Genomic DNA, 22,412 nt, shown 5'->3' on the forward strand with positions numbered 1-22,412 from the left:
ATGAAGCCGTCGGGCTGAAGCGAGACGGTCTTGAAGTCGTCCGTGGTAAAGTCCGTTCGGCCGCCGATCCCGAACGTTGTGTCCAGCGCGCCCACTGAGTCGTGACGACACCCGTCCCGCCCCACATGGTGTCGAGAACCCCGCTGGGACTGAAGCCCCCCCTGATGGCTCGCCCTCCACGCTCCTTTCTGTCAATCTCAAAGCGGGTGCCGCTGCGTGGATGCACGGCACGGATCGCGATCTCGAGGGAGTAAATGGCGTTCACCGGACTCACGGTCATCGACATCGCCACACTCGCTGCTGCGCCGCAGATCGCGGCGTTTTTCGGGGACTTCGGAGCGCACGTCATCAAGGTGGAGTCCCCGCGCGGGGACCCGCTTCGTCGCCTCGTCGACGAGGACGGCGTTGCCCTGCAATGGAAGCTTGTCAATCGAAACAAGGAGTGCGTCAGCCTCGATCTGACCAAGCCGGGTGGGCGCGTACTGCTCGATCGAATGCTCGCTCGCGCCGACGTTCTGGTCTGCGCACATACGGCGCAGCGGCTAAAGCGCTTCGGCCTCGAAGCGGAAGCGTTGCGCGTGCGCTTCCCACAACTCGTGATGGTGAATCTCACCGCGTACGGGACGACCGGCCCGTGGGCCACGCGGCCGGGTTCCGGAACCCTTGCAGAAGCGACGGCTGGGTTGGCGGCGCTCACAGGTCCGGAAGGCGCACCGCCCGGCCTCTCGCCGGTCGGCCTCGGCGATACGCTCGGCGTGATGCAGGGAATCATCGCCGCCCTACTGGGGCTCTACGCGCGGGGGACGACGAGCACCGGGGAGGTGTTCGACGTTGCGATGTACGAGCCTATTCTCGCACTGCTCGGCGGCCGGATCTCGGCGGCGCAGCGAGCCGGGGCGGACCCGGGTCGGCACGGGAACCGGTTTCCGACCATGGCGCCCCGGAACACCTACGCGACGGGCGACGAGCGATGGGTCGCGCTGACGGCTGGCACGGATGAGTTGGTGCGACGCGTCTTCACGGTCATCGGGCGGGACGAGTTGATGGAGGATGCACGATTCGCGACGAACCGTGCTCGCGTCGAGAACGTCGACGCGTTGGACGAAATCATCGGCGCCTGGATCGGCGCCCGGCCGTGTCGCGAAGTCGTCGAGGCGTTCGCCGAGACGAACGTGTCCCTTGCGGCGGTGGACGGTCCTCTGGGCGTGATCGAGAACCCGCACTTCCAGGCGCGAGAGAGCCTCGCGTCCGTCGAGGATCCCGAGATCGGTAGGGTCGTGACGCCCGCGCCGTTGCCGCGCCGTATCGAGTCGCCGGGCCAGGTGCGTCATCTCGGCCGCGCCATCGGCGAAGACAACGATGCCGTTTACGGCGACTGGCTCGGACTTTCGCGAGACGAGCGGGCCGCCCTCGCAGCCGCCGAACTCATCTAGTAGGAAAAGAGTCTCATGCTCGTCCTGCGAGGCGGTCCCGCCCAATCCGAGTCGAGACTCGAGAGGACCCTCGCCCGGGTTCAGCGCGACGTCCCCGATTTACAGCGCTTCGACGCCGAGTTCGTGCACTTCGCGGACACCGACGGGCCCTTGGACGAACGCGAAACCGAGGTTCTTGAGCAGCTCCTGCGGTACGGGCCCGCCGTCGCGGCGCAACGGCCGGAAGCACCCGGGGGACTGCTCGTCGTGGTCCCGCGCATCGGCACGATCTCTCCCTGGTCGTCCAAAGCGACCGACATCGCTCGGTCGTGCGGCCTCGCGAAGGTGCGCCGGCTCGAGCGTGGGATCTCCTACCGGCTCGTCGGCTCCGGTTCGGAGAGCGCCTTGCGAGACATGGTTTCTCCGGCCCTTCACGACCGGATGACCCAATCCGTTCTTCCTTCCCACGCCGAGGCTGAACGGCTCTTCGACGTGGCCGAGCCGCGGACGTTCGAGAGCGTTCCGCTGCTGACGGTAGGACGAGATGCACTGGTGGCGGCGAACGCCGAACTCGGCCTCGCGCTCGTCGAAGACGAGATCGACTACCTCGAGAAGAGCTTCCGCGCGCTGGGCCGCGATCCTCACGACGTCGAGCTGATGATGTTCGCACAGGCGAACTCCGAGCACTGCCGACACAAGATCTTCAATGCGAACTGGGTAATCGATGGAAGGGTCGAGGAGGGTTCCCTCTTCGCGATGATCCGGAACACGACGGAGAGATCGCCCGACGGCGTACTCTCGGCCTACGTCGACAACTCCTCGGTCGCGGAGGGTAGTACCGCGCGTCGCTTCTTCCCCGATCCGCAAACCGGCGAATACGGTGCGCACGAAGAGCCGGTGCACTACCTCATGAAGGTCGAGACGCACAATCACCCGACGGCGATCTCGCCCTTTCCTGGTGCGGCCACAGGTTCCGGCGGCGAGATTCGCGACGAGGGTGCGACCGGGCGCGGTGCGAAACCGAAAGCCGGCCTGACCGGGTTCTCGGTTTCGAACCTTCGTATCCCGGGCGCGGAGCAGCCCTGGGAGCAGGACTTCGGCCGACCGGCCCGCATCTCGTCGGCGCTCGACATCATGCTCGAGGGGCCGATCGGTGGTGCGGCGTTCAACAACGAGTTCGGGCGTCCGAACATCTGCGGCTACTTCCGCACGTTCGAAGAGCGGGTCCCCGGTCCGAACGGCGAGGAAGTTCGCGGATATCACAAACCCATCATGCTCGCGGGGGGGCTTGGCAACATTCGCGAGGGGGACGTGCACAAGCAGCAGATCCCCGCCGGCTCGCCGCTGGTCGTCCTGGGCGGTCCGGCGCTTCGCATCGGCCTCGGCGGCGGCGCCGCGTCGTCGATGGCCTCGGGTTCCAGTCGTCAGGATCTCGATTTCGCCTCGGTGCAGCGTGAGAACCCGGAGATGGAGCGGCGTTGTCAGGAAGTGATCGACCGTTGCTGGGAACTGGGTGAGGAAAACCCGATCCTCTCGGTGCACGACGTCGGGGCGGGAGGCCTCTCGAACGCGCTGCCGGAGTTGGTGCACGGCAGCGACCGTGGGGGCGTCTTCGAGTTGCGTTACATTCCGAACGACGAACCCGGGATGTCGCCGCTGGAGATCTGGTGCAACGAAGCGCAGGAGCGATACACCATCGCGCTGTCACGCGACCGGCTCGACGTGTTCGTCAACCTCTGCCGGCGCGAACGGGCGCCGTTCGCGGTGCTCGGCGAGGCCGTCGACGACGATCTTCTTCGCGTCACCGACCGTCAGTTCGAGAATGCACCGATTGATTTGCCGCTCTCGGTGATTCTCGGGAAGCCGCCGAAGATGCAGCGCCGGGCGGATCACGTTCCGTTCGACGCGGCTCGATTTACGACCGAAGGGGTCGACGTCCGAGACGCGGCGTTCCGAGTGCTGCGGCTCCCGACGGTCGGGGACAAGACGTTCTTGATCAGCATCGGCGACCGCACCGTGTCGGGGCAGATCGTGCGCGATCAGATGGTCGGCCCCTGGCAGGTTCCCGTGGCGGATTCTGCTGTGACAGTGAGTGACTTCGACGGCTATCGCGGCGAGGCGATGGCGGTGGGCGAGCGCACGCCGGTCGCGCTGCTCGCACCGGCGGCGTCGGCGCGGCTGGCTGTCGGCGAGGCCATCACGAACCTCGTCTCCGCGGGAATCGAGCGGCTGATCGACGTGAACCTCTCGGCGAACTGGATGGCCCCCGCGGGTCACCCCGGCGAGGACGCGGGACTCTACGACGCCGTGCAGAGCGTGGGACTCGATCTCTGCCCGAAGCTGGGAATTGCGATCCCGGTCGGGAAGGACTCGATGTCGATGCGCACGGTTTGGCGCGATGGCGATGAAGAGCGAAGCGTCACGGCGCCGCTCTCGTTGATCGTCACCGCCTTCTCGCGTGTGCCCGATGTCCGCCGCGCGGTCACCCCGGAACTCCGGACCGATTTGGGAGAGACCGATCTTCTCCTGATCGATCTGGGTGCGACCCAGAACCGGCTTGGGGGATCGGCGCTCGCGCAGGTCTTCGGGACGGTCGGGGCGGACTCTCCGGATGTGGACGATCCGCTGACCTTGAAGTCGTTCGCCGCTGCGGTCCTCAATTTGATCGCCGCACGAGACGTGCTCGCGTACCACGACCGCTCCGACGGGGGGCTCCTTGCGACCGTCGTCGAAATGGCATTCGCGGCGCGCACTGGGCTGGATGTCGATCTCGCCGGCCTCGGGTCCGATCCGGTCGCCGTGCTCTTTGCAGAAGAACTCGGCGCCGTCCTGCAGGTGAAGAGCGGCGACGCGCCGCGGGTCCTCGCCACGTTGGAAGCTCGCGGGCTCGCAGGCTTGTGTCATCGAATCGGGACGCTTCGCAGCGACGATCGGGTGATCTTCCACGCGGGCTCCCGTGTCTTGTTGGATGAGAAGCGCACGGATCTGCGCGACGCGTGGTCCGAGACGACGCGCCGCATGCAGGCGCTCCGCGACGATCCCGACTGCGCCGAGGAGGAGCACGCGTCGAGGCTGGACGTGGACGATCCGGGCCTCAACGTGCGCGTTCCGTTCGACCCTGCAGACGCGCCGGCCAACCTGATGAGTACTCGTCCGAAGGTGGCGATTCTCCGCGAGCAGGGCGTGAACGGTCACCTGGAAATGGCGGCTGCGTTCGACCGGGCCGGCTTCGCAGCGATCGACGTTCACATGAGCGATCTCGTCGCCGGACGCACGACGCTGAACGACTTCCGTGGGCTGGTCGCGTGCGGTGGGTTCTCGTACGGCGACGTTCTCGGCGCTGGCGAGGGTTGGGCGAAGTCGATTCTCTTCCGCGAAGAGCTTCGCGCGCAGTTCGCATCCTTCTTCGAACGGCCGGACACCTTCTCGCTCGGAGTCTGTAACGGCTGTCAGGCGCTGTCGGCGCTACGCGAGCTGATCCCCGGGGCGGAACTCTGGCCGCGCTTCGTGCGCAATCGCTCCGAACAGTTCGAAGCGCGACTCGCCCTCGTCCGAGTGGAGGAGAGCCCCTCGATCTTGTTGCGGGACATGGCCGGCGCACGGCTTCCGATCGCAGTGGCTCACGGCGAGGGGCGCGTCGAGTTCGCTTCCGCGGCGGCACAGTCGAACGTGGCAGACGGTGGGTTGGTCGCCGCCCGGTTCGTCGACAATCGCGGGATGATCGCCGAGAGCTATCCCGCGAACCCCAACGGCTCTGTCGACGGGATCACCGGCCTCACCACCCACGACGGACGCGCGACGATCCTCATGCCGCACCCCGAGCGCGTCTTCCGTACGGTCCAACATTCCTGGCACCCTGCGGAGTGGGGCGAGGACGGGCCGTGGATGAAGCTCTTTCGCAACGCCCGGACCTGGGTGGGCTAGCGCCGCGCCTGTCGTTCGCTCTACGCTTCGGCGGGCTGCATTGCTTCGGTGCCGACCAGCTTTCGGGATTCGTCCCTGTCGCGCGCGCGGGAAGACCGACAGAAGTCGAGCCGCCGAGAGCGTTTGGATGCACGGAGCCGAGAGCCTCCTGAGGGCCTCCTTCATCCCCGGCATCGAGGCGACGAGGGATGACCCACTCGCCCCTCATGATGAGAGCGAGCACGAATCGAGCGCGGGACGGGGCCTGTTCGTCGCGTTCAATGACATTGGGACGCCGAGCAAGTGGGGAAGCTGGGGGGCGCGTGAGTATCTCTCACAGCCGCTCGCCGAAGCTCCCAAGGAACGTGCTCTGGTCGAGAAAGCAGGTGACTCTAGCGCATCGTCCGGAAGCCGTGTCGGGGTTCGCTGACGCGTCAGAGTTGGGATGAGTTGGACGTTCTCCGCGGCTTTGCCGCGCTCCTGATGATCTTCAATCACGCCGGAGTCGACTGGTACGGCGACAAGCCGTCACGAACGACGATCGAGGGCCTTCTCACGTACCTCGGCAGCTTTGCTCCGGGCGCCTTCTTCCTGCTCACCGGTCTCGGCGTCACCATCGCCTGCGCGCGCTCCTGGTGGTTCGGAAGCCGGCGCCGATCCAGGCTCTCCGTCCGGCGGCTCGGACCTGACCCGGCGATGCAGAAACAGGTGGGCTCGCGGCCCCACGGGGCCTTGAGCTAAAAGGAAGGCATGGACCTTTCTTCGCTCACGGCGATCTCGCCGATCGACGGTCGCTACGCCCAGAAGGTGGCTCCTTTGCGGGCGGTGGCGAGCGAGTACGGCCTCATTCGGCAGCGTGTGCTGGTGGAGGTGCGGTGGCTCCAGCGCCTCGCAGCCGAGCCCGGTCTCACCGAAGTCGGACCCTTTTCGGCCGAGGCGGAGGCTCTTCTCGACGGGATCGTGAGCGGCTTCGGCGTGGCGGATGCCCGTCGCGTGAAGGAGATCGAGTCCGAGATCAATCACGACGTGAAGGCGGTTGAATACTACCTGAAGGAGCGCATCCAGGGATCCGCGGAGCTCGAGAGGGTCTCGGAGTTCCTTCACTTTGCGTGTACCTCCGAAGACGTGAACAACCTGGCCTACGGCCTGATCCTCCTCGAAGCACGTCGGGACTGTTTGTTGCCTTCCGCCGACGGCGTCCTCGATGCGATCCAGGGGCTGGCGCTCGAGCACGCCGATCGCCCGATGCTCGCGCGCACGCACGGCCAGCCGGCGTCACCGACCACCCTCGGCAAGGAGATGGCAAACGTCGCTGCGCGACTTCTCCGTCAGCGCCGGAGCATCGCTTCGGTCGAGATTCTCGGGAAGATGAACGGTGCGGTAGGCAACTACAACGCGCACTACTCGGCGTACCCCGAGGTCGATTGGGAAGCGACGGCAAAGGGCTTCGTGGAATCCCTCGGCCTCGCGTGGAACTCGTACACCACGCAGATCGAGCCACACGACTACATCGCCGAGCTCTTTGATGCGCTCCGGCGATTCAACACTGTGCTTCTCGATTTTGATCGCGACATGTGGGGCTATGTGTCGCTCGGGTACTTTCGCCAGAAGGTCGTCGCCGGCGAGGTCGGATCGTCGACCATGCCTCACAAGGTGAATCCGATCGACTTCGAAAACTCCGAGGGCAACCTCGGCGTCGCGAACGCATTGCTCGGACATCTCGCCGAGAAGCTGCCGGTCTCGCGTTGGCAGCGTGACCTCACCGATTCGACCGTCTTGCGCAACGTCGGTGTGGCCGCGGCGCATTGCCTCGTGGCCTACGAGTCGACGAAGAAGGGGATCGGACGTCTCGCGCTCGACGCAGAGCGCCTTGCTGCCGACGTGGAGAACGCTTGGGAAGTGCTCGCAGAGCCGATTCAGACAGTCATGCGTCGGTACGGTGTCGACCGCCCGTACGAGCGTCTGAAGGAACTCACGCGTGGCAAGCGCATCGACGCCGAAGCGCTCCGCACGTTTGTCGAAGCGTTGCCCATCCCTGAGGAGGCCAAGGCCGGTCTCCTCGCTCTGCGGCCCGAGACCTACATCGGGAACGCGACCGCCCAGGCGCGCCGCATCGGCGACCTGTAGAGGCCTGACCCACGATGGCTCATGACGACCTGACGCCGACCCAACTTGGGACAGGCTCCCAGCCGGACGACGTCTGAGCCGGTCCCGTTGGCGTATCTCTCCCCTCTGACGGCGGACCAGCGCACCACGTTTCTGGTGGTGTCGCTGCCGCAGCGCACTCTCAAGCGACTCGTCGGTGCCCTCGGGACCGCCCCGAAAGGGACACGGTTGGAGAAGCTGTCGGCGTGGGAGCTCGCCTGGACGCTGACAGACTTCTACGAGGCGGATGCCGAGGTGGCGGCAGAAGTGGATCGCTCGCTTCTGCGCACCGTTGGGCCGTCCCCTCTCGCGTCGGCAGTGGCGACGCAGGGGGGAGGAGTCGCTCTCGCGGATCTCGTGCTTCGAGCCGAGGATCCGTTGCGGGATCTCGCGTGGGCCGTCTTGTCGTCCGCCCCGGAAAGCGCGGCGTCACTTGCGAACGAGCTCGTTGCGATGATCGTGGCAGAGTTCGACGACGCGGAGGAGCGGGCCAAGAAGGACGAAGAAGCGAGCACCGCGCCCCAAGAGGAAGCCGCAACACCCGACCCCGAAGGCGTGGCGCGTGAGATCGACAAGCAGACCAAGAGCGCGAAGCGAGGGCGTCAACGCGCGCTGAAGCGGGCCGACGGCATGAAGGGCCGCGTGGCGGAAATCGAGACATCGCTCGCCGACGCGAATCGCGCGCTGAAGGCCGAACGATCTGCTCGGGGCGTGGCCGAGTCCGACCGAAGACGGGCGGAGAGCGAGCGGGACGAGGCGCGATCTCGCGCCGAGAAGGGAACCGCCGGCGAAGTAGAGCGATTGGCCGCGGAGCTCGCGGGCGGGGCGCGGCGGCAACGAAGCCTCGAAGAGGATCTTGCTGCCGCCCGTGCGGAAACCGAGGCCTTGTCCGCACGCATTCGCGACTTAGGGGAGCGGAAGCCGGTCGCCGCCTCGAGCGATGTCGTCTCGTCCCGGCCGGATCCGGCGAATTGGAGCCTGCCAATCTTCACGGGGGAGTTCTACGACTCGATCAAGGCGTGGGACCGCAGGGTGTTGCGGATTGCGTTCGAGAAGATCGTGAGACTTGCCGAGGACTGGCGCCATCCGAGTCTGCGGGCGATCCCCCTGGAAGGCCTTCCAGGCCACTACCGGATCCGCATCGCGTCCGACGTCCGGCTGATCTACCGACGGCCCGACGGCGGGCGGCTCGAAATTCTCTCCCTGATCGATCGAGAAGATCTCACGCGGTACATCCGGACGGCGAAGAGGTAGAGGAACGCATGGCCGATCGGATCGTCGTGCGCGGCGCGCGCGAGCACAACCTCGACAACATCGACGTCGAGATCCCGCGCGACGAGCTCGTCGTGATCACGGGACTCTCGGGGTCGGGAAAGTCGTCGCTTGCGTTCGACACGATCTACGCGGAGGGGCAGCGCCGCTACGTCGAGTCGCTCTCGGCCTACGCGCGGCAGTTTCTCGAGCAGATGCAGAAGCCGGATGTCGACTCGATCGACGGGCTCTCGCCGTCGATCTCGATCGAGCAAAAGACGACCTCTCGAAACCCACGTTCGACGGTCGGGACCGTCACGGAGACTTACGACTACCTGCGACTCCTCTACGCTCGAGTCGGGACGCCGCACTGCCATCAATGTGGGAACCCGATCACGTCGCAGACCGTCCAGCAGATCGTCGATCGCGTGCTGTCCTGGGACGAAGGCACGCGCCTGCACATCCTGGCGCCCCTCGTTCGCGATAGGAAGGGGGAGTATAAGAAGGAGCTCCTCGATCTGCGAAAAGCCGGGTTCGCGCGCGTCCGCGTGGATGGGGAAATGCGCGACCTTGGAGAGGACATCGTCCTCAAGAAGACTCTGAAGCACACGATCGACGTCGTCGTGGATCGGTTGATCGTCAAGGCGGGCATTGCGAAGCGCCTTGCCGATTCCCTCGAGACCGCCTTCCGGTACGGCGGCGACCTGGTGAAGGTCGAGCATCAAGCGGACAAGTCGGTGCCGCTCGCGGAGCAGCTCTTCTCGCAGAAGCTCGCGTGCGCGGACTGCGGGGTCTCCTACCCGGAGATCGCGCCACGTTCGTTCTCGTTCAATAGTCCACACGGGGCCTGCGAGCGCTGTAGTGGGCTCGGTGTTCGGCGGGTGTTCGATTCGGACAAGGTGATCGCGGACGATACGAAGTCCCTCGAGGGTGGTGCGATCGCACCGTGGGGGCGCCGCCTCGACACGTATCGTCCTCTCTTGCGCGCGCTCGCAAAGCACTTCGCGATCGATCTCGACACCCCGTGGAAGGATCTTCCGGCCAAGGTACAGGACCAGCTGCTGCACGGAACCGGCAAGACGAAGATCGAGATCGCGGCGGCGCGCGGGCGAAAGGTCTCGAGAGCCTTCGACGGGATCCTGAAGGTTCTCGACAAGCGCTATCGCGAGACGGAGTCGAACCTGCGCCGCGAAGAGCTCGAGTCCTACCAGAGCGCGCTCGCTTGCGAGGCGTGCAACGGGCGTCGACTACGGCCGCAGGCGGAGTACGTTCGACTCGGGGGTAAGTCGATCACCGAACTCACCGCGCTCTCGATCGCGGAGGCACACGATTTCGTCCTCGGTCTCGAGCTGGCACCGCAGCAGGAAGTCGTCGCGCGGCTGATCCTGAAAGAGATCGTCGAGCGCCTCGGCTTCCTGCGAGACGTCGGCCTCACGTACCTCAGCCTCGATCGTAGTGCGGGGACACTTTCTGGAGGCGAGGGGCAGCGGATCCGCCTGGCGACGCAGATCGGGTCGTCGCTCGTCGGCGTGGTCTACGTGCTGGACGAGCCGTCCATTGGCCTCCACCAGCGCGACAACGAGCGCCTCCTGACCACGCTTGCTCGCCTTCGCGATCTCGGAAACTCGGTTCTCGTCGTCGAGCACGACCGCGACACGATGGTCGCGGCCGACCATCTAATCGACATGGGGCCCGGCGCGGGGAGACTCGGGGGGCGCATCGTGGCCCAGGGGACGCCCGCGGAGGTTCGGGCGACGGAAGGGTCCCTCACGGGGAGCTACCTCGCGGGTCGTCTCGAGATTCCGCTTCCGGCGCAGCGCTTGCAAGGAAACGGCTGGAACCTCGAGGTGCGCGGTGCGCGGCACAACAACCTGAAGAATCTCGACGTCGACTTCCCGCTCGGCACGATGACGTGCGTGACGGGCGTCTCGGGATCGGGCAAGTCGTCACTCGTCGTCGACACGCTGTGGAAGGGTCTCGCGAAGCAGCTCTACCGCGCGAAGGACGCACCCGGAGACTGTGATGGCATCGAGGGGTGGCAGTTGCTCGACAAGGTCGTCGACATCGATCAGGCACCCATCGGCCGGACCCCCCGCTCGAATCCCGCTACGTACACGGGACTGTTCCAGCCGATTCGGGATCTCTTCGCACAGCTGCCGGAGTCGCGGGTCCGTGGCTACGAAGCGGGGCGGTTCTCGTTCAACGTGAAAGGCGGACGGTGCGAAGCCTGCACCGGGGATGGACTCCTCAAGATCGAGATGCACTTCCTCCCCGACGTCTACGTGACGTGCGAAGTGTGCGGCGGCCGACGCTACAACCGTGAGACGCTCGAAGTTCTCTACAAGGGAAAGTCGATAGCCGACGTGCTCGAGATGACCGTGGTCGAAGCATTGGAGTTTCTTTCTGCGGTTCCCGCCTGTCGCACGCGGCTCGAGACGCTGCGTGACGTCGGCTTGGACTACGTTCACCTGGGACAATCCGCGACGACGTTGTCGGGGGGCGAAGCGCAGCGGATCAAGCTCTCGAAGGAGCTGAGCCGCCGCGCGACGGGGAAGACTCTGTACATCCTCGACGAGCCGACGACCGGAATGCACTTCGAGGACGTACGTCGCCTCCTCGAGGTCCTCCGCCGCCTGGTCGACGGCGGGAACACCGTGCTCGTGATCGAGCACAACCTCGACGTGATCAAGGTTGCCGATCACGTGCTCGACCTGGGGCCGGAAGGGGGACAGGCGGGAGGCGAAATCGTCGTGCAGGGCACCCCCGAAACGGTGGCGGCGTGTGAACGCTCTTATACCGGCCGCTTTTTGCGGAAAGCGCTTGCAGAACGGTCGTCCGATCTTCGCCGCGGGGCGGGCGCTCCCTGATTTCCTTCCGTTTCGAGGACCTGTTAGATCAGAGGTCGTGGGGAGCAACGGACTGCAGACTTGGGCGGGCCGAATCATCGTTGCTGCGATGATCATCGCAGGCGCGTGTTCGCAGAATCGGTCCGACGACCCGTTCTCGAACTACGACCCGAGCGATCCGTTCAGCGATCCTTTCTTCGACTCGAGCTTTAAGTCGCCCGGTTCTCTCGACGAGATTTGGGACGAGCCGTCGCCGAGCGTCGGCTGGCTCTACGACGGCGATGGCGGCCCCGAGCAAGCGTTGGGAGACCACTCGGATCCGTTCTGGGACGACGAGCCTGGTTCGGGCGACTTCGCCTCGCCCGGCGAGAAGACGTTCTCTGAGAAAGCCCAGGAAGCGAGCATGGCAACGCTCAGCATTCTGGTCGGCGCGGGGATGACCGCGCTCCCGTTCCTTCTCGGAACGTGAGCGCCCGTCCGACGCTGCTGCACTAGATCCGCGCGACGTAGGCGTCGGTTTCTGCTCGCACGTGGCGAGCGAGGAACAGCATTCCGATCACGTTCGGGAAGGCCATCGACAGCAGCATGATGTCGGAGAAGTCGAGCACATCGTCCACCCGCAGGACTGGCCCCAGCGCGACGAAGAACACATAGACGATTCGGTACGGTAGGATCCCCGCGCGCCCGAAGAGGAACTCCGTCGCGCGCTCTCCGTAGTAGCTCCACGAGATCATCGTCGAATAGGCGAACACGAGGACCACGACGACCAGGAGGTACTGCGCGGACGCGTGGAGAGTCCCGAACGCGCGCGCCGTGAGGATCGCGCCTTCGGCCCAGCTCATTTGCGTACCGGGGTCGTGCACGCCCGTAATCAGAATCGCGAGTGCCGTCATCGTGCAGACGACGATCGTGTCGATGAAGGGGCCGAGCATCGCGACGGATCCTTCGCGAATGGGCTCGTCGGTCCGAGCCGCGGCGTGGGCGATCGCGGCGGAGCCGAGGCCGGCCTCGTTCGAAAACGCGGCGCGCCGCGTTCCCTGAACGAGGACGCCGAGGAATCCACCAGAGGCCGCTTCGGGCGCGAAGGCTTGCCTGAAGATGTCCAAGAACAGCGCGGGTACACGATCTACGTTCACGAGGATGATCACGAGGCAGATCGTCAAGTAGAAAGCACACATGGTTGGAACCATGCGGCCGGTGACTTCGCCGATGCGACGGATGCCGCCGAGGATGACGGCCCCGACCAGGACGGCGAAAGTCAAGCCGACGATCCACGCGGCACCGGGAATCGTATCGAGGACCGGCACGACGGACCGCGTGATTTCGAACGACATCTTGCCCTGGAACATGTTTCCGGCGCCGAACGACGCAAGCAAGGTGAGCACGGCGAAGAGGATCCCGAGGAAGCTCCCAAGCCAGGCGAGTTCGGGCCGCTGCTCTCGGATCCCGTCGCGGAGGTACACCATCGGTCCTCCGAGTACGTGCCCGTCGGGTCCGATCTGGCGGTACATCTGCGCAAGAGAACAGGAGGAAAACTTCAGGCTCATCCCGAAGAACGCGACGAGCCACATCCAGAAGATGGCACCGGGCCCACCTGCGGCGATTGCGACTGCGACGCCGGCGATGTTGCCGAGTCCTACGGTCGCCGAGAGCGCGGAGGTGAGAGCGCGGAAGTGGGAGATCTCTCCGGGGTCATCGGGATTGTCGAACTTACCGCGCACGCAATCGATCCCGTGTCGGAAGAGCCGAAGATTGACGAAGCCGAAACGGAACGTGAAGAAGATGCCGCCCGTCACGAGGAGGATGATGATGAAGGGCACTCCGATTCCAAAATCGAAGAAGAGGATCGGAGTGATCCATGCCACGATGACGCCGAAAAGGTCGTCGATGGTGTCCTGCAAAGTTTTCACCGAGCGTGAGCTAGGGCTATTTCAGCGCGGCTGCAACCCGTCGGCGGAACGCGCGTTGCAAAAGAGTCGTCACCGGCCCGGGGGCCCCCGTTCCGACGGGGGAATCATCGAGGCGCACGACGGGCATGACTTCGATCACGCTGCCGGTCAGAACGATCTCGTCCGCATCCTCGAGAGGTCCGGCTTGGAGGACTTGTTCGCGGGTCGGGAGGCCCTCTTTCTCCGCGATCTGCAGCACGACTTCTCGCGTGATGCCGGGGAGGCATCCGGCCGTGACCGGGGGCGTGAGCAAGCGGCCGCGTTTGACGACAAAGACGTTGCTCGTCGTCGCTTCGCTCAGCGAGCCGTCTTCTTCCACGTACAGTGCTTCGAAGGCGTCGGCGCGTGCCGCGAGGATTCGGCCCTGAACGGCCGCTGCGTAGTCGGTGGTCTTGTGCCCGGTCGTGAACCCGTGGCGTCCCTGGCCGAACGGGAGACGGATTACGGAGACACCGTTGATTCGGGCGTCCTCGAGGCCGGCGGGAACCGGCCGCGGGATGAGAAGGAGTGTAGGGTCGAGCTTGGCGCTCGGTGCGAGTCCTTCGCCTACGCCGCGAGTGATCGTGAGTCGTACGGCAGCCTCCGTCAGTCGTGCGGCTTCCAGGACCTCGTCGATGGCGCGCCGGAGATCGGTGCGCGGGAACGGGATCGCCAGTCGCTTGAGCGTCGTCGCGAGGCGTTTCCGATGTTCCCGCCAGCGGAACGGTTTGCCGCGGTAGACCCGAACGGTCTCGAATGCGGCGTCGCCGTAGAGCAGGCCCCGGTCGAAGACCGACACCCGGGCACGGGACGCCGGGAGCACCCGGCCGTCCAGCCACACGACCCGTCTTGGGCGCGGGCGACTCACTCCGACGCCTCAGCCGGCGCGGCGGGAGGTGCTTCTTCTTCGGACCGGCATCGAGCCTGCGCCTCGAAGAGAGCGGCCGCGACGCCGTGGCCGAGCAGTGCGGTCAGGAACGCGTGCGCCTTCAACCAGCACTCGTCGTACTCACGCTGCGCGTCCGAGTCGGCGACGATCCCGCCGCCCGCGTGATAGGAATACGTCCCGTCTCGCGCGATCGCGGTGCGAATGGCGATCGAGGAGTCGAAGTCGTCTTCCGCCCGAAACCACACGAGGGCGCCGGTGTAGAGTCCACGTCCGTGCGGTTCGAGTTCGTGGATGACCTCGCTCGCGCGGATCTTCGGCGCTCCTGTGATGGAACCGCCGGGAAACGTGGCTCGCAGAATCGCGGAAAGATCCGTTCCCGCGCGGAGTCGACCTTCTACGGTCGACACGAGGTGATGGAGCGTCTTGAAGGGCTCGAGCCGTAGGAGCGACGTCACGTGGACACTGGCGCGCTCGCAAAGCCGGCCGAGGTCGTTACGCTCGAGATCGACGATCATGACGTGCTCGGCTCGCTCCTTCGGATCGGCGCGGAGCTCGGCGCGCAGCGTGTGATCGACGTCGGCCTTCGGGTCGCGACGGCACGTTCCCTTGATTGGTTCCGTTGCGATGCTGTCGCCGTGTACACGGAGAAAGCGCTCAGGCGAGTTCGAGAGGACGGAGAACCCCTCGCATTCGAGAAACGCGCCGAACGGAACCGGCTGGGCGGCGCGCAGCGCCAGGTACGCGTCCGCGGCCGGAGCGGAGCTCTCGACCTGGAAGCGTCGCGCCAGATTGACCTGATAGACATCCCCGGCGGCGATGTAATCGAGCGCCGTGGCGACCGCACGCTGGTATTCCGGCCAATCTGGGGACTCGATCAGCCGTGCGTTCGCATGGGTCGGCGTTCGGATGGGCTGTCGGGTGCCTTCGGTGACGGCGGAGAGGAGAGCTTGCCCGGCGGCTTCACTCGCGGCTTCGATGTGAAGCCGGCAAGGGGCGTCGGGCTCCTCATGCTGCGGGACGCACGCGAGAACGGCGTCGTATCGGGCCAGGTAAGCGCGCGGGACGTCGTCATCACTCGGTCGCGCTGCGAAATGTGGTTCGAGCTCGGGGCCGAGCTCGTAGCCGAGGAAGCCCACGGTGCGCGGCGCGCCCGATCCACCGCCGAAGGGGGCAGCTTCCCGCACGAAGTCCGTGAGCGCTTGGATGGGGTCTCCATCGACCACCGACGCGCCGTTCGCGTCGGTGCGGTAGGCGCGCCCATCGGCGCCGATCCGTAGTTGCGCCACCGGAGCGTAGCTCATAAAGGAGGCGCGCTCGCCGAACGCACAATCCAACCAGAAGGATCCTGCCCGTTGGCAGAGGCTTCGGAAGACCTCCGAGGCCGGGGCCGAATTCTTGAGCTCGACTGACCACATGCGGAGCGCCCCGCTCGTGCCGGAGTATGGCACCTCCGTGGGAGACTAGCTCCTTGAACGCTTCTGTTCACCTCTTAAACAAGGCTGTCCGGACGACGATGCGCGTCCGCTCGGAGATCCCCTCGGGCCACTCGTCCGCGGGCATTCTCGGCACGGAGCGCATGGGGGCCGGGACCGTGGTCGAGCCCTCCGGCCTGGTCCTGACCGCACACTACCTGGTGATCGGGGCCCAGTCGGTCGAAGTCACCCCGCCCGACGGACAGAGCCTCCCGGGGCGCGTCGTGGGCGTTGACCATTCCAGTGGCCTCGCGGCGGTCGAGGTCGTGGGGGGACGGCTTCCGGGGCTTCCGGTCCGCCAGACGACCGAGTCCGTGGTCGGGGAGGAAGCATTCCTGGTCGCGGCGCACGAAGAAGGCCGGCGGGTGAGCAACGGTGTCGTCACGTCGTACGCACCCTTCGAGGCATTCTGGGAGTACATGGTCGATCGCGCCCTCACGTGTAGCGCTGCAAGCCCGGGACTCGGCGGCGGTCCGCTGGTCGATGCGCGCGGCGAGATGCTCGGGGTAGTTTCGCTCTCCCTTGCCGAGGTCGGCAAGTTCACTCTGGCCGTACCGGCATGCAGCGCGATGCAGATGATCGAGAGCATCGAGAAGAGCGGCGGCTACACGAATGCGACGCCCCATGCGTGGATCGGCGTGACGAGTTACCCGGTAGGCGGCAATGTGATCGTTGCGGGCGTCCTGCCCGATAGTCCTGCGGAAGCCGGCGGTGTCGCGCCCGGCGACATCGTCGTCGCGGTGAGCGGTGACGCGGTCAAAGATCGCCGCACTTTGTATCAGGCGATCTGGAAGACGTCACCGGGTGGGACCGTGCACGTCTCGGTTCGTCGCGGAGACGAATTCCTCGAACTCGATATCGAGTCGAGCAGCATCGAGAAGTACTTCGGCCCCTAGCGCGTCGTCGTTACCCGTGGATCAGGAGACGTTGCCCGAGCCGCAAGTGCGCGGAGCGGGAAAGCATGTTGGCGCGCCGGATCGCTTCAATCGAGACGCCGTAGCGTCGCGCGAGGTCCCATAGGGTATCACCCTTGCACACGACGTGCTCGATGCCGTCGTCGTGGACGAGCTCGGGGAAGTACAGGCCCGCGTTCTCCGCGACGTGCGCGGCCGCGAGGAACTGCGCGTAGAAGTTCCGCACCGCGAATCCGAAATTCCCGCCTTCATGTCGATCGATGATGTCTGGGAGATGACGCGAACCGACCGCTTCGACGGCACGCATCGTTCCGGAGAGGCCGTAGTTGTAGGCGGTGATCGCGAGCGGCCAGTTTCCGAGCTTCTCGTGTGCGTGGCGCAGGTACTCCCCGGCGACCTTCGTGGCCTTGTAGGGGTGGGTGCGTTCATCGACGCGGCGGTCGACTCTCAGCGCCGGTCGGGCCGTCGCCGGCATGAGCTGCCACAGCCCGACGGCCCCGGCGCGTGAACGCGCGCGGGAGTTGAACGAGGACTCGACGTGGGGCAGGTACGCGAGCCTCTCGGGAAGGTCCAGGCGCTGCAGCTCTTGGCGAATCCGCTTCATGTAGCGGCGCGAGCGCACGATGCTCTTGCCCATGACCTCGCGTTGGCCTCGTTGGACGCGAACGCGGTCCGTCGCTGCGGCGATGCGTCGCGGATCGATCGGGACCTGGAACAAATGCAGGAACGGGCTGATCCCCCACGCCGGGTTCCCGGCGACTTGCTGAATCAGTTCCTGGTAGCGCTCTTTGATCTGCGCGAGCTCGGTGCCGCGGCCGTTCTTGAGAGGAACGACGGCGAGCACGTACTCGGGGTGAAGACGGTCGTGCACGACCGCTTCGGTCAGCGAGTACCGCGAGAAGATGTCGACCCAATGCTGCACGCGGGCTTCGAGGCCCGTGGGGGAGTCGAATTCTGTGTCGTTCTCGAACCGCGCAATCTCACGCGCCCCAGCCGGGCACGCCACCACCAACCACAGTCCCACCCACAACCAGCTGAGAGAGCGCCGGCTCCGGGGGCCAAAGGACATGGTGTGTCACTCCTCCGAAGGTCGGTGTCTCGCATGCAGGATTGCCACAGTCCGAGCCGGGGCTCAACACGGGCCTCCCGCCGTCAGAAAAAGACGTGTAGTTCCAGCACCAGTCGGTTCTGGTTCGTATCGGCGACGTCCTTCGGGCCGTTCGCGATCGAGTAAAAGAGCCTCGCTTGGAGGAAGCGGCCGAGGAAGGGCTCGATGCCGAAGCCGAAACGGTTCTGCGCGGTGCCCGTGCGTTTGACGTCGTCAGTGCTCAGCATGCCGTCGTTGTCCGCGTACTCGCCGAAGGCCTTGGTGTTGATCCAGTCCAGCAGCAAGTAGTTGATCTCGCCGTAGGCCAGGAAGGTTCCGACGGATTCGCGGCCATCGAAACTCTGATGGATGAAGTCGATCTCGGCCTGGTACTCCAAGGGGCCGAGGTTTGAGCCGCCGTAGAACCCGTAGATGTACTGGTCGGATCCGGTGGGTGAATTGTGCAGGAACGACGCCCCCAGCATCGCGTTGTCGATCACCGGCAGGTCGCGCCACATGCCGTAGCCGTTCGAGGTTACCCGCACGCCGGTGTCCCCAGACGAGGGGTCGGTCACCGAGGCCGTGATGTGCCAGGGGCCGGGCTGGAAGCCGACTTCCAGGCCCGAATCGAAGCCGGTGAACCCGGTTCCCGTGCGGCCGCGCACGAACAGGTCCTGGGAGGGGGCATTTGTGCTGAAGAGGTTGTCGGTCTCCATTTTCAGGCCGTAATCCAGGTAGAATCGGCCCGCTTTGACGTATCCCCGTCCGGGCAGGACCCCTCGGAGGAGCCCGAAGACCTCGCGTGCGACCGGGCTACCGGGGGCCAGGTTCAGGTCGGTGTAGATGGACAGGAAGTCTTCGACCAGCTGGACGTCGAAGTACAGCGCCCCTTCCCGAACGTCGAGGACGTTCTCGTCCACGTTCCCGCGCAGAAACTTGTGCGGAACCAGCCCGTTTTGGTCCGGGTCGTCCTGGAAGACGATCGAATCGGTCACCCGGAGGTCGCCGCCGATCGAGAAGAAGCTCGTGATCTGGCCGTTGAAGACCTCGGCCGCCTCATCCAGTTCCGGGAAGATGTCCCGGTAGTGGGTGATCTCCTTCATGTGGGTGTTCGCGAGGAGCGTTCGCATGCCTCCGCCGGTCTGGTTCACGTGGCAGGTTCCGCACTTACGCCCTTCGCGGAGCGCCATGTACGGTTCTGCCCCGGCACTTATCGGCCAAAGGACCGTCAGTGCGGCCAAAACCAAGCCCCAGCGGTCCATGGTCTGAGATCGTCGCGATTGCGCCCCCATCATTCCAAGCTCCTCTCAATCAGGGGGCTACACTCTGGGGCGCTCCATAGTCAAAACCCGCGTTCGAAACGGTCGGATGACGGGCCAAGTCCCCTGGAAATAGGTCGGAATCGTTGACAGGCCCGAGGTGCAAAGCGTAGAACCGCGCCAACTCCACGGCAGATGGCGCTGCATCTGCGCGTGGGTGGCACATGCCGGCTGCAACGGTCGGCCTGAGGAGGGGGTCTCATGTTTCCTGTACGGGCAAGGTGGCTGCTCGCAGTCGTGATTGCTGGCTCGATGATCGCCGGACTCGCCGGCCGGGCCGATGCGGTTCCGCTGAACGAAGAAGGCACGATTAACGTCAGCGTGCGCGCTTACGTGAACGCTCGTATCGGCACCAACTCGAAGCAGTCGACCCGGACGGGATGCTCCGGGGCTGAGTGCGCTACGCCCCTCGCGTCGCCGCCGTCCTCGTTCGGTGGCACGTTCGTCTACTCGGGCGCCGGCCACCTCATGCAAAATCGCTACTTTCTCGACGTCGAGTGGGATCACGACATCCTCCCTATGTTCGACGACATTCTGCCCGATTGGGTGAGCTCTCTAGAGTACACCCTCGGGTACCGGGGTGAGTACGAGGGCATCTACGACTTCGGTCCCAGCGAGTTCAGCAAGTCGGAGGAAACCTACAACGAGTTGCAGAGCTTCCTGCGGCAGGGCCCCACCTTCCAGCCCGGCCAGATCGATCAGCTGGGCGACATGACCTACTTCGTGCGGCATCGCCTCCGCCAGGTCGCGACGTACCGCAACCGGCTCTTCCAGGCCTTCGTCGATGTCGAGTTGGGTGACCTCTTCATCCGCGCCGGTCGTCAGAACCTGGTGTGGGGTGAGACCGACGTCTTCCGCCTCCTCGACAACATCAACCCGATCGACAACAGCTTCGGCGGGTTCTTCATCGATCTCGATGAGCGGCGTGTGCCGCTCAACATGATCCGAAGCAGCTACTACCTCGGATCGATCGGTGGCGTTCTCGATCAGGCGTTCATCGAGGGCTACGTAGCCTACGACAACACGGTCGCCTTCATTCCGGGTGCACCGGCCGGCTCGCCTTGGTCGACGCCTCTCGGCCCCTTCACGGGCCGGACGCTGCAAGAGATGAAGGCCCCGTCGCCGGGCGACGTGCGCGGCGGTGGACGAGCGGTCTTCAACGTCTCCGACTTCACGTTCACGCTCGCGAGTTACTTCACGAGCATGGACATCCAGGCGGTTCGGTTCCGTGCAGCCTGCGGTGGTAATGAGACCGTGGGGACCTGCGAAGGGCGCCCTCGCGACATCGGCTTCCAGAACGGCGTCAGCATCATCACCGCCGAGCAGACCGCACCCCGTGTATGGGTGAACGGTGCCGCGATGACGACCGCGCTTCCCGATCTCATGGCCGTTCTGCGGTCGGAGGTCGCGTGGTTCCGCGACGAGGCGTTCTTCAGCGGTCCCGGCCGCGACTCCTTCCCGGGGACCGCTTCGACGACCGACCCGAACTATCTCACGAACTTCCTCGGCCCCGTCCTCGCGGGCACGCACGACACGTTGGCTCGCAAGGATACGATCAAGGCCGTCCTCGGCTGGGACATGAACCAGTACATCTCGATGTTGAACCCGTCCCAGTCGTTCTTCTTCTCGACCCAGTTCTTCTACCGTCACATGTTCGACCACGAACCGTGTGGCGTCGACGAGCAGGGAATGGGCAAGCCCTGCTCCACGGTGTCGGTGCCGACTCCGAACAACTCCACCCGCGTCGTCCAGGTCCCGGAGGATCAGTTCCTTCACACTCTGTTGATCAACACGACGTACAATATGAGGATCCCGTTCACGGAGAGCACGGTTCAGGCGACTCCCGGATTCGGGATGTTCTACGACTGGCAGGGCATGATGGTCTTCCAGCCGAGCCTGCGCTTCGTGCGTGACCCGTGGCGCGTCATCGTCGACTACACGAACATCAACTCTGGCGTCTTCAAGCAGACCTTCGGCATCGTTCGCGACCGCGACAACGTCCGGCTGCAGCTCGAGTACGTTCTGTAATTTCCGAAGTTTTCACTGGCCTGATTTAAGGCTAACCTGTTAGGCGCAAGCGAGCTTGGCGGATCCTCCGCCAGGCTCGCCTGCATTCTGAATGAACAAACAATCCGTCTTTACTGTTTTCCTGGGATCTAAAGGGAGCCCGGCAATGATGCCACCTCGTCTTCGATCGTTCCTGGTGGGGGCTTCTGCGTCCCTGCTGCTCCTCGCTCCGGCGGCCGCGCATGCGTCGTCGCCCGGAGATATCGTGCTGCCCCGAGATCTCCGCGTGAATCTCTTCGGCGCGTGCTTCACCACTCCCGATACCGGTTGGGTTGCGGGTGACCTCGGCCGCATCTTCCGCACGGAAGACGGCGGCAAGACGTGGTTGCGGCAGGACACCGGCGGTCTTCGTCCCTTCTTCAGCATCGCCTGTGTCGACGATCAGCATGTCTGGCTGTCGACCACCGACGGCGCGGTCTACGCGACCACCGACGGTGGCGCGACCTGGACGAAGCAGCAGACCCCGGTCGAGCGGAACCTCCTGCAGGTTCGCTTCGCGAATACCAAGCGCGGGACGGCGGTCGGCGATTTCGGCCAGGTGGTCCATACCGAAGACGGTGGGGTGACCTGGCAGGACGTAGGCCTTCCCAAAGACTTCAAGCTTCCCGACATGGCCCTCGACATGGGCGTGGCCCCGAATGACGCACTTCTCTACGGCATGTCCTACGCCGACGAGAACAACGTCTGGGTGTCGGGTGAGTTCGGGACGATCATCATGAGCAGCGATGGCGGCCAGACGTGGACGCAGCAGAAGACCGGCCTCGAGAGCACGCTCTTCGGCATCCATATGCGCGACGCGCAGAACGGGATGGCGGTCGGCATCGATAGCGTGATTCTCACCACGACCGACGGTGGCGAGAACTGGAAGCCGATTCGCGGCCCATTCCAGGAGCGGCCCTACTACGACGTAGTGATCTCCGGGCAGATCGGTTGGATCGTCGGCGGGCAGGGCACGTTGCTCACCACCTCCGACGGCGGCGCGACCTGGGGGGTCTTCGAGACTCCGATCGAGATGGCGTCTGAGTGGTTCCGCGGTTTGAGCCTGAGTGGTGAGACCGGTTATCTGGTCGGTGGCGCAGGGTTGGTTTATCGGAGCGACGGCACGGAAGCGACGCTCCTGGGCGCCGAGACCGAGACCAAGCGCATCATCGAGCACGGCGGCTGACCGGAGTAGATCGG

Annotated in this window: 15 protein-coding genes; 10 read left to right on the plus strand and 5 right to left on the minus strand. The window is 65.2% G+C overall.

Annotation, left to right across the window (positions count from 1 at the left end; genetic code table 11):
• The first annotated feature begins 254 nt into the window (after positions 1–254).
• From P8R42_27655 to P8R42_27685, 7 genes are all read left to right on the plus strand, one after another.
• Positions 255–1,433 (plus strand): CoA transferase, encoded by a 1,179-nt coding sequence (locus P8R42_27655; protein ID MDG2308371.1) that lies wholly within the window; start codon positions 255–257, stop codon positions 1,431–1,433.
• Between the two features lie 15 nt (positions 1,434–1,448).
• Positions 1,449–5,336, plus strand: coding sequence for a phosphoribosylformylglycinamidine synthase (purL, locus tag P8R42_27660; protein MDG2308372.1), 3,888 nt, complete (start codon positions 1,449–1,451; stop codon positions 5,334–5,336).
• Between the two features lie 429 nt (positions 5,337–5,765).
• Positions 5,766–6,056: a heparan-alpha-glucosaminide N-acetyltransferase domain-containing protein gene (locus tag P8R42_27665; protein ID MDG2308373.1), complete on the plus strand. Its 291-nt coding sequence runs from the start codon at positions 5,766–5,768 to the stop codon at positions 6,054–6,056.
• Positions 6,057–6,065: 9 nt separating this feature from the next.
• Positions 6,066–7,442: an adenylosuccinate lyase gene (purB, locus tag P8R42_27670; GenBank protein MDG2308374.1), complete on the plus strand. Its 1,377-nt coding sequence runs from the start codon at positions 6,066–6,068 to the stop codon at positions 7,440–7,442.
• A gap of 87 nt (positions 7,443–7,529) precedes the next feature.
• Positions 7,530–8,714, plus strand: coding sequence for a hypothetical protein (locus P8R42_27675; protein MDG2308375.1), 1,185 nt, complete (start codon positions 7,530–7,532; stop codon positions 8,712–8,714).
• 8 nt (positions 8,715–8,722) lie between these two features.
• Entirely contained in the window at positions 8,723–11,578 is a 2,856-nt protein-coding gene (gene uvrA / locus P8R42_27680; GenBank protein ID MDG2308376.1) for an excinuclease ABC subunit UvrA, read from the plus strand.
• 37 nt (positions 11,579–11,615) lie between these two features.
• Entirely contained in the window at positions 11,616–12,026 is a 411-nt protein-coding gene (locus P8R42_27685) for a hypothetical protein (protein MDG2308377.1), read from the plus strand.
• 22 nt (positions 12,027–12,048) lie between these two features.
• On the opposite strand, the gene P8R42_27690 is transcribed toward P8R42_27685, so the two are convergent.
• Genes P8R42_27690 through P8R42_27700 form a run of 3 tightly spaced genes read right to left on the minus strand, consistent with a single transcriptional unit; the run spans position 12,049 to position 15,789 of the window.
• Complete coding sequence (locus P8R42_27690) at positions 12,049–13,467, minus strand: amino acid carrier protein (GenBank protein MDG2308378.1); 1,419 nt, start codon at positions 13,465–13,467, stop codon at positions 12,049–12,051.
• A 16-nt stretch (positions 13,468–13,483) separates the two neighbouring features.
• Positions 13,484–14,353 (minus strand): aminotransferase class IV, encoded by an 870-nt coding sequence (locus P8R42_27695; protein ID MDG2308379.1) that lies wholly within the window; start codon positions 14,351–14,353, stop codon positions 13,484–13,486.
• Positions 14,350–15,789, minus strand: a complete 1,440-nt coding sequence (locus P8R42_27700; GenBank protein MDG2308380.1) for an anthranilate synthase component I family protein — start codon at positions 15,787–15,789, stop codon at positions 14,350–14,352. Before P8R42_27700 ends, P8R42_27695 begins: the two co-directional genes overlap by 4 nt.
• A 53-nt stretch (positions 15,790–15,842) precedes the next feature.
• Between P8R42_27700 and P8R42_27705 the strand changes: the two genes are divergently transcribed.
• On the plus strand, positions 15,843–16,742 hold the full coding sequence (locus P8R42_27705; GenBank protein MDG2308381.1) for a S1C family serine protease: 900 nt from the start codon (positions 15,843–15,845) through the stop codon (positions 16,740–16,742).
• Between the two features lie 10 nt (positions 16,743–16,752).
• Here P8R42_27705 and P8R42_27710 read toward each other — a convergent pair whose 3' ends face one another.
• Together P8R42_27710 and P8R42_27715 are read right to left on the minus strand one after the other, a co-directional pair.
• Positions 16,753–17,829 (minus strand): transglycosylase SLT domain-containing protein, encoded by a 1,077-nt coding sequence (locus tag P8R42_27710; protein ID MDG2308382.1) that lies wholly within the window; start codon positions 17,827–17,829, stop codon positions 16,753–16,755.
• An 83-nt stretch (positions 17,830–17,912) separates the two neighbouring features.
• Complete coding sequence (locus P8R42_27715) at positions 17,913–19,109, minus strand: hypothetical protein (protein MDG2308383.1); 1,197 nt, start codon at positions 19,107–19,109, stop codon at positions 17,913–17,915.
• A 258-nt stretch (positions 19,110–19,367) separates the two neighbouring features.
• Between P8R42_27715 and P8R42_27720 the strand changes: the two genes are divergently transcribed.
• Positions 19,368–21,194, plus strand: coding sequence for a hypothetical protein (locus tag P8R42_27720; protein MDG2308384.1), 1,827 nt, complete (start codon positions 19,368–19,370; stop codon positions 21,192–21,194).
• A gap of 145 nt (positions 21,195–21,339) precedes the next feature.
• Positions 21,340–22,398 carry a YCF48-related protein gene (locus P8R42_27725; GenBank protein MDG2308385.1) on the plus strand — a complete coding sequence of 353 codons (1,059 nt, stop codon included), beginning with the start codon at positions 21,340–21,342 and terminating at the stop codon, positions 22,396–22,398.
• Positions 22,399–22,412 lie beyond the last annotated feature (14 nt).

Source organism: Candidatus Binatia bacterium, assembly GCA_029243485.1.
In the GTDB taxonomy this organism is placed as follows: domain Bacteria; phylum Desulfobacterota; class Binatia; order UBA12015; family UBA12015; genus VGTG01.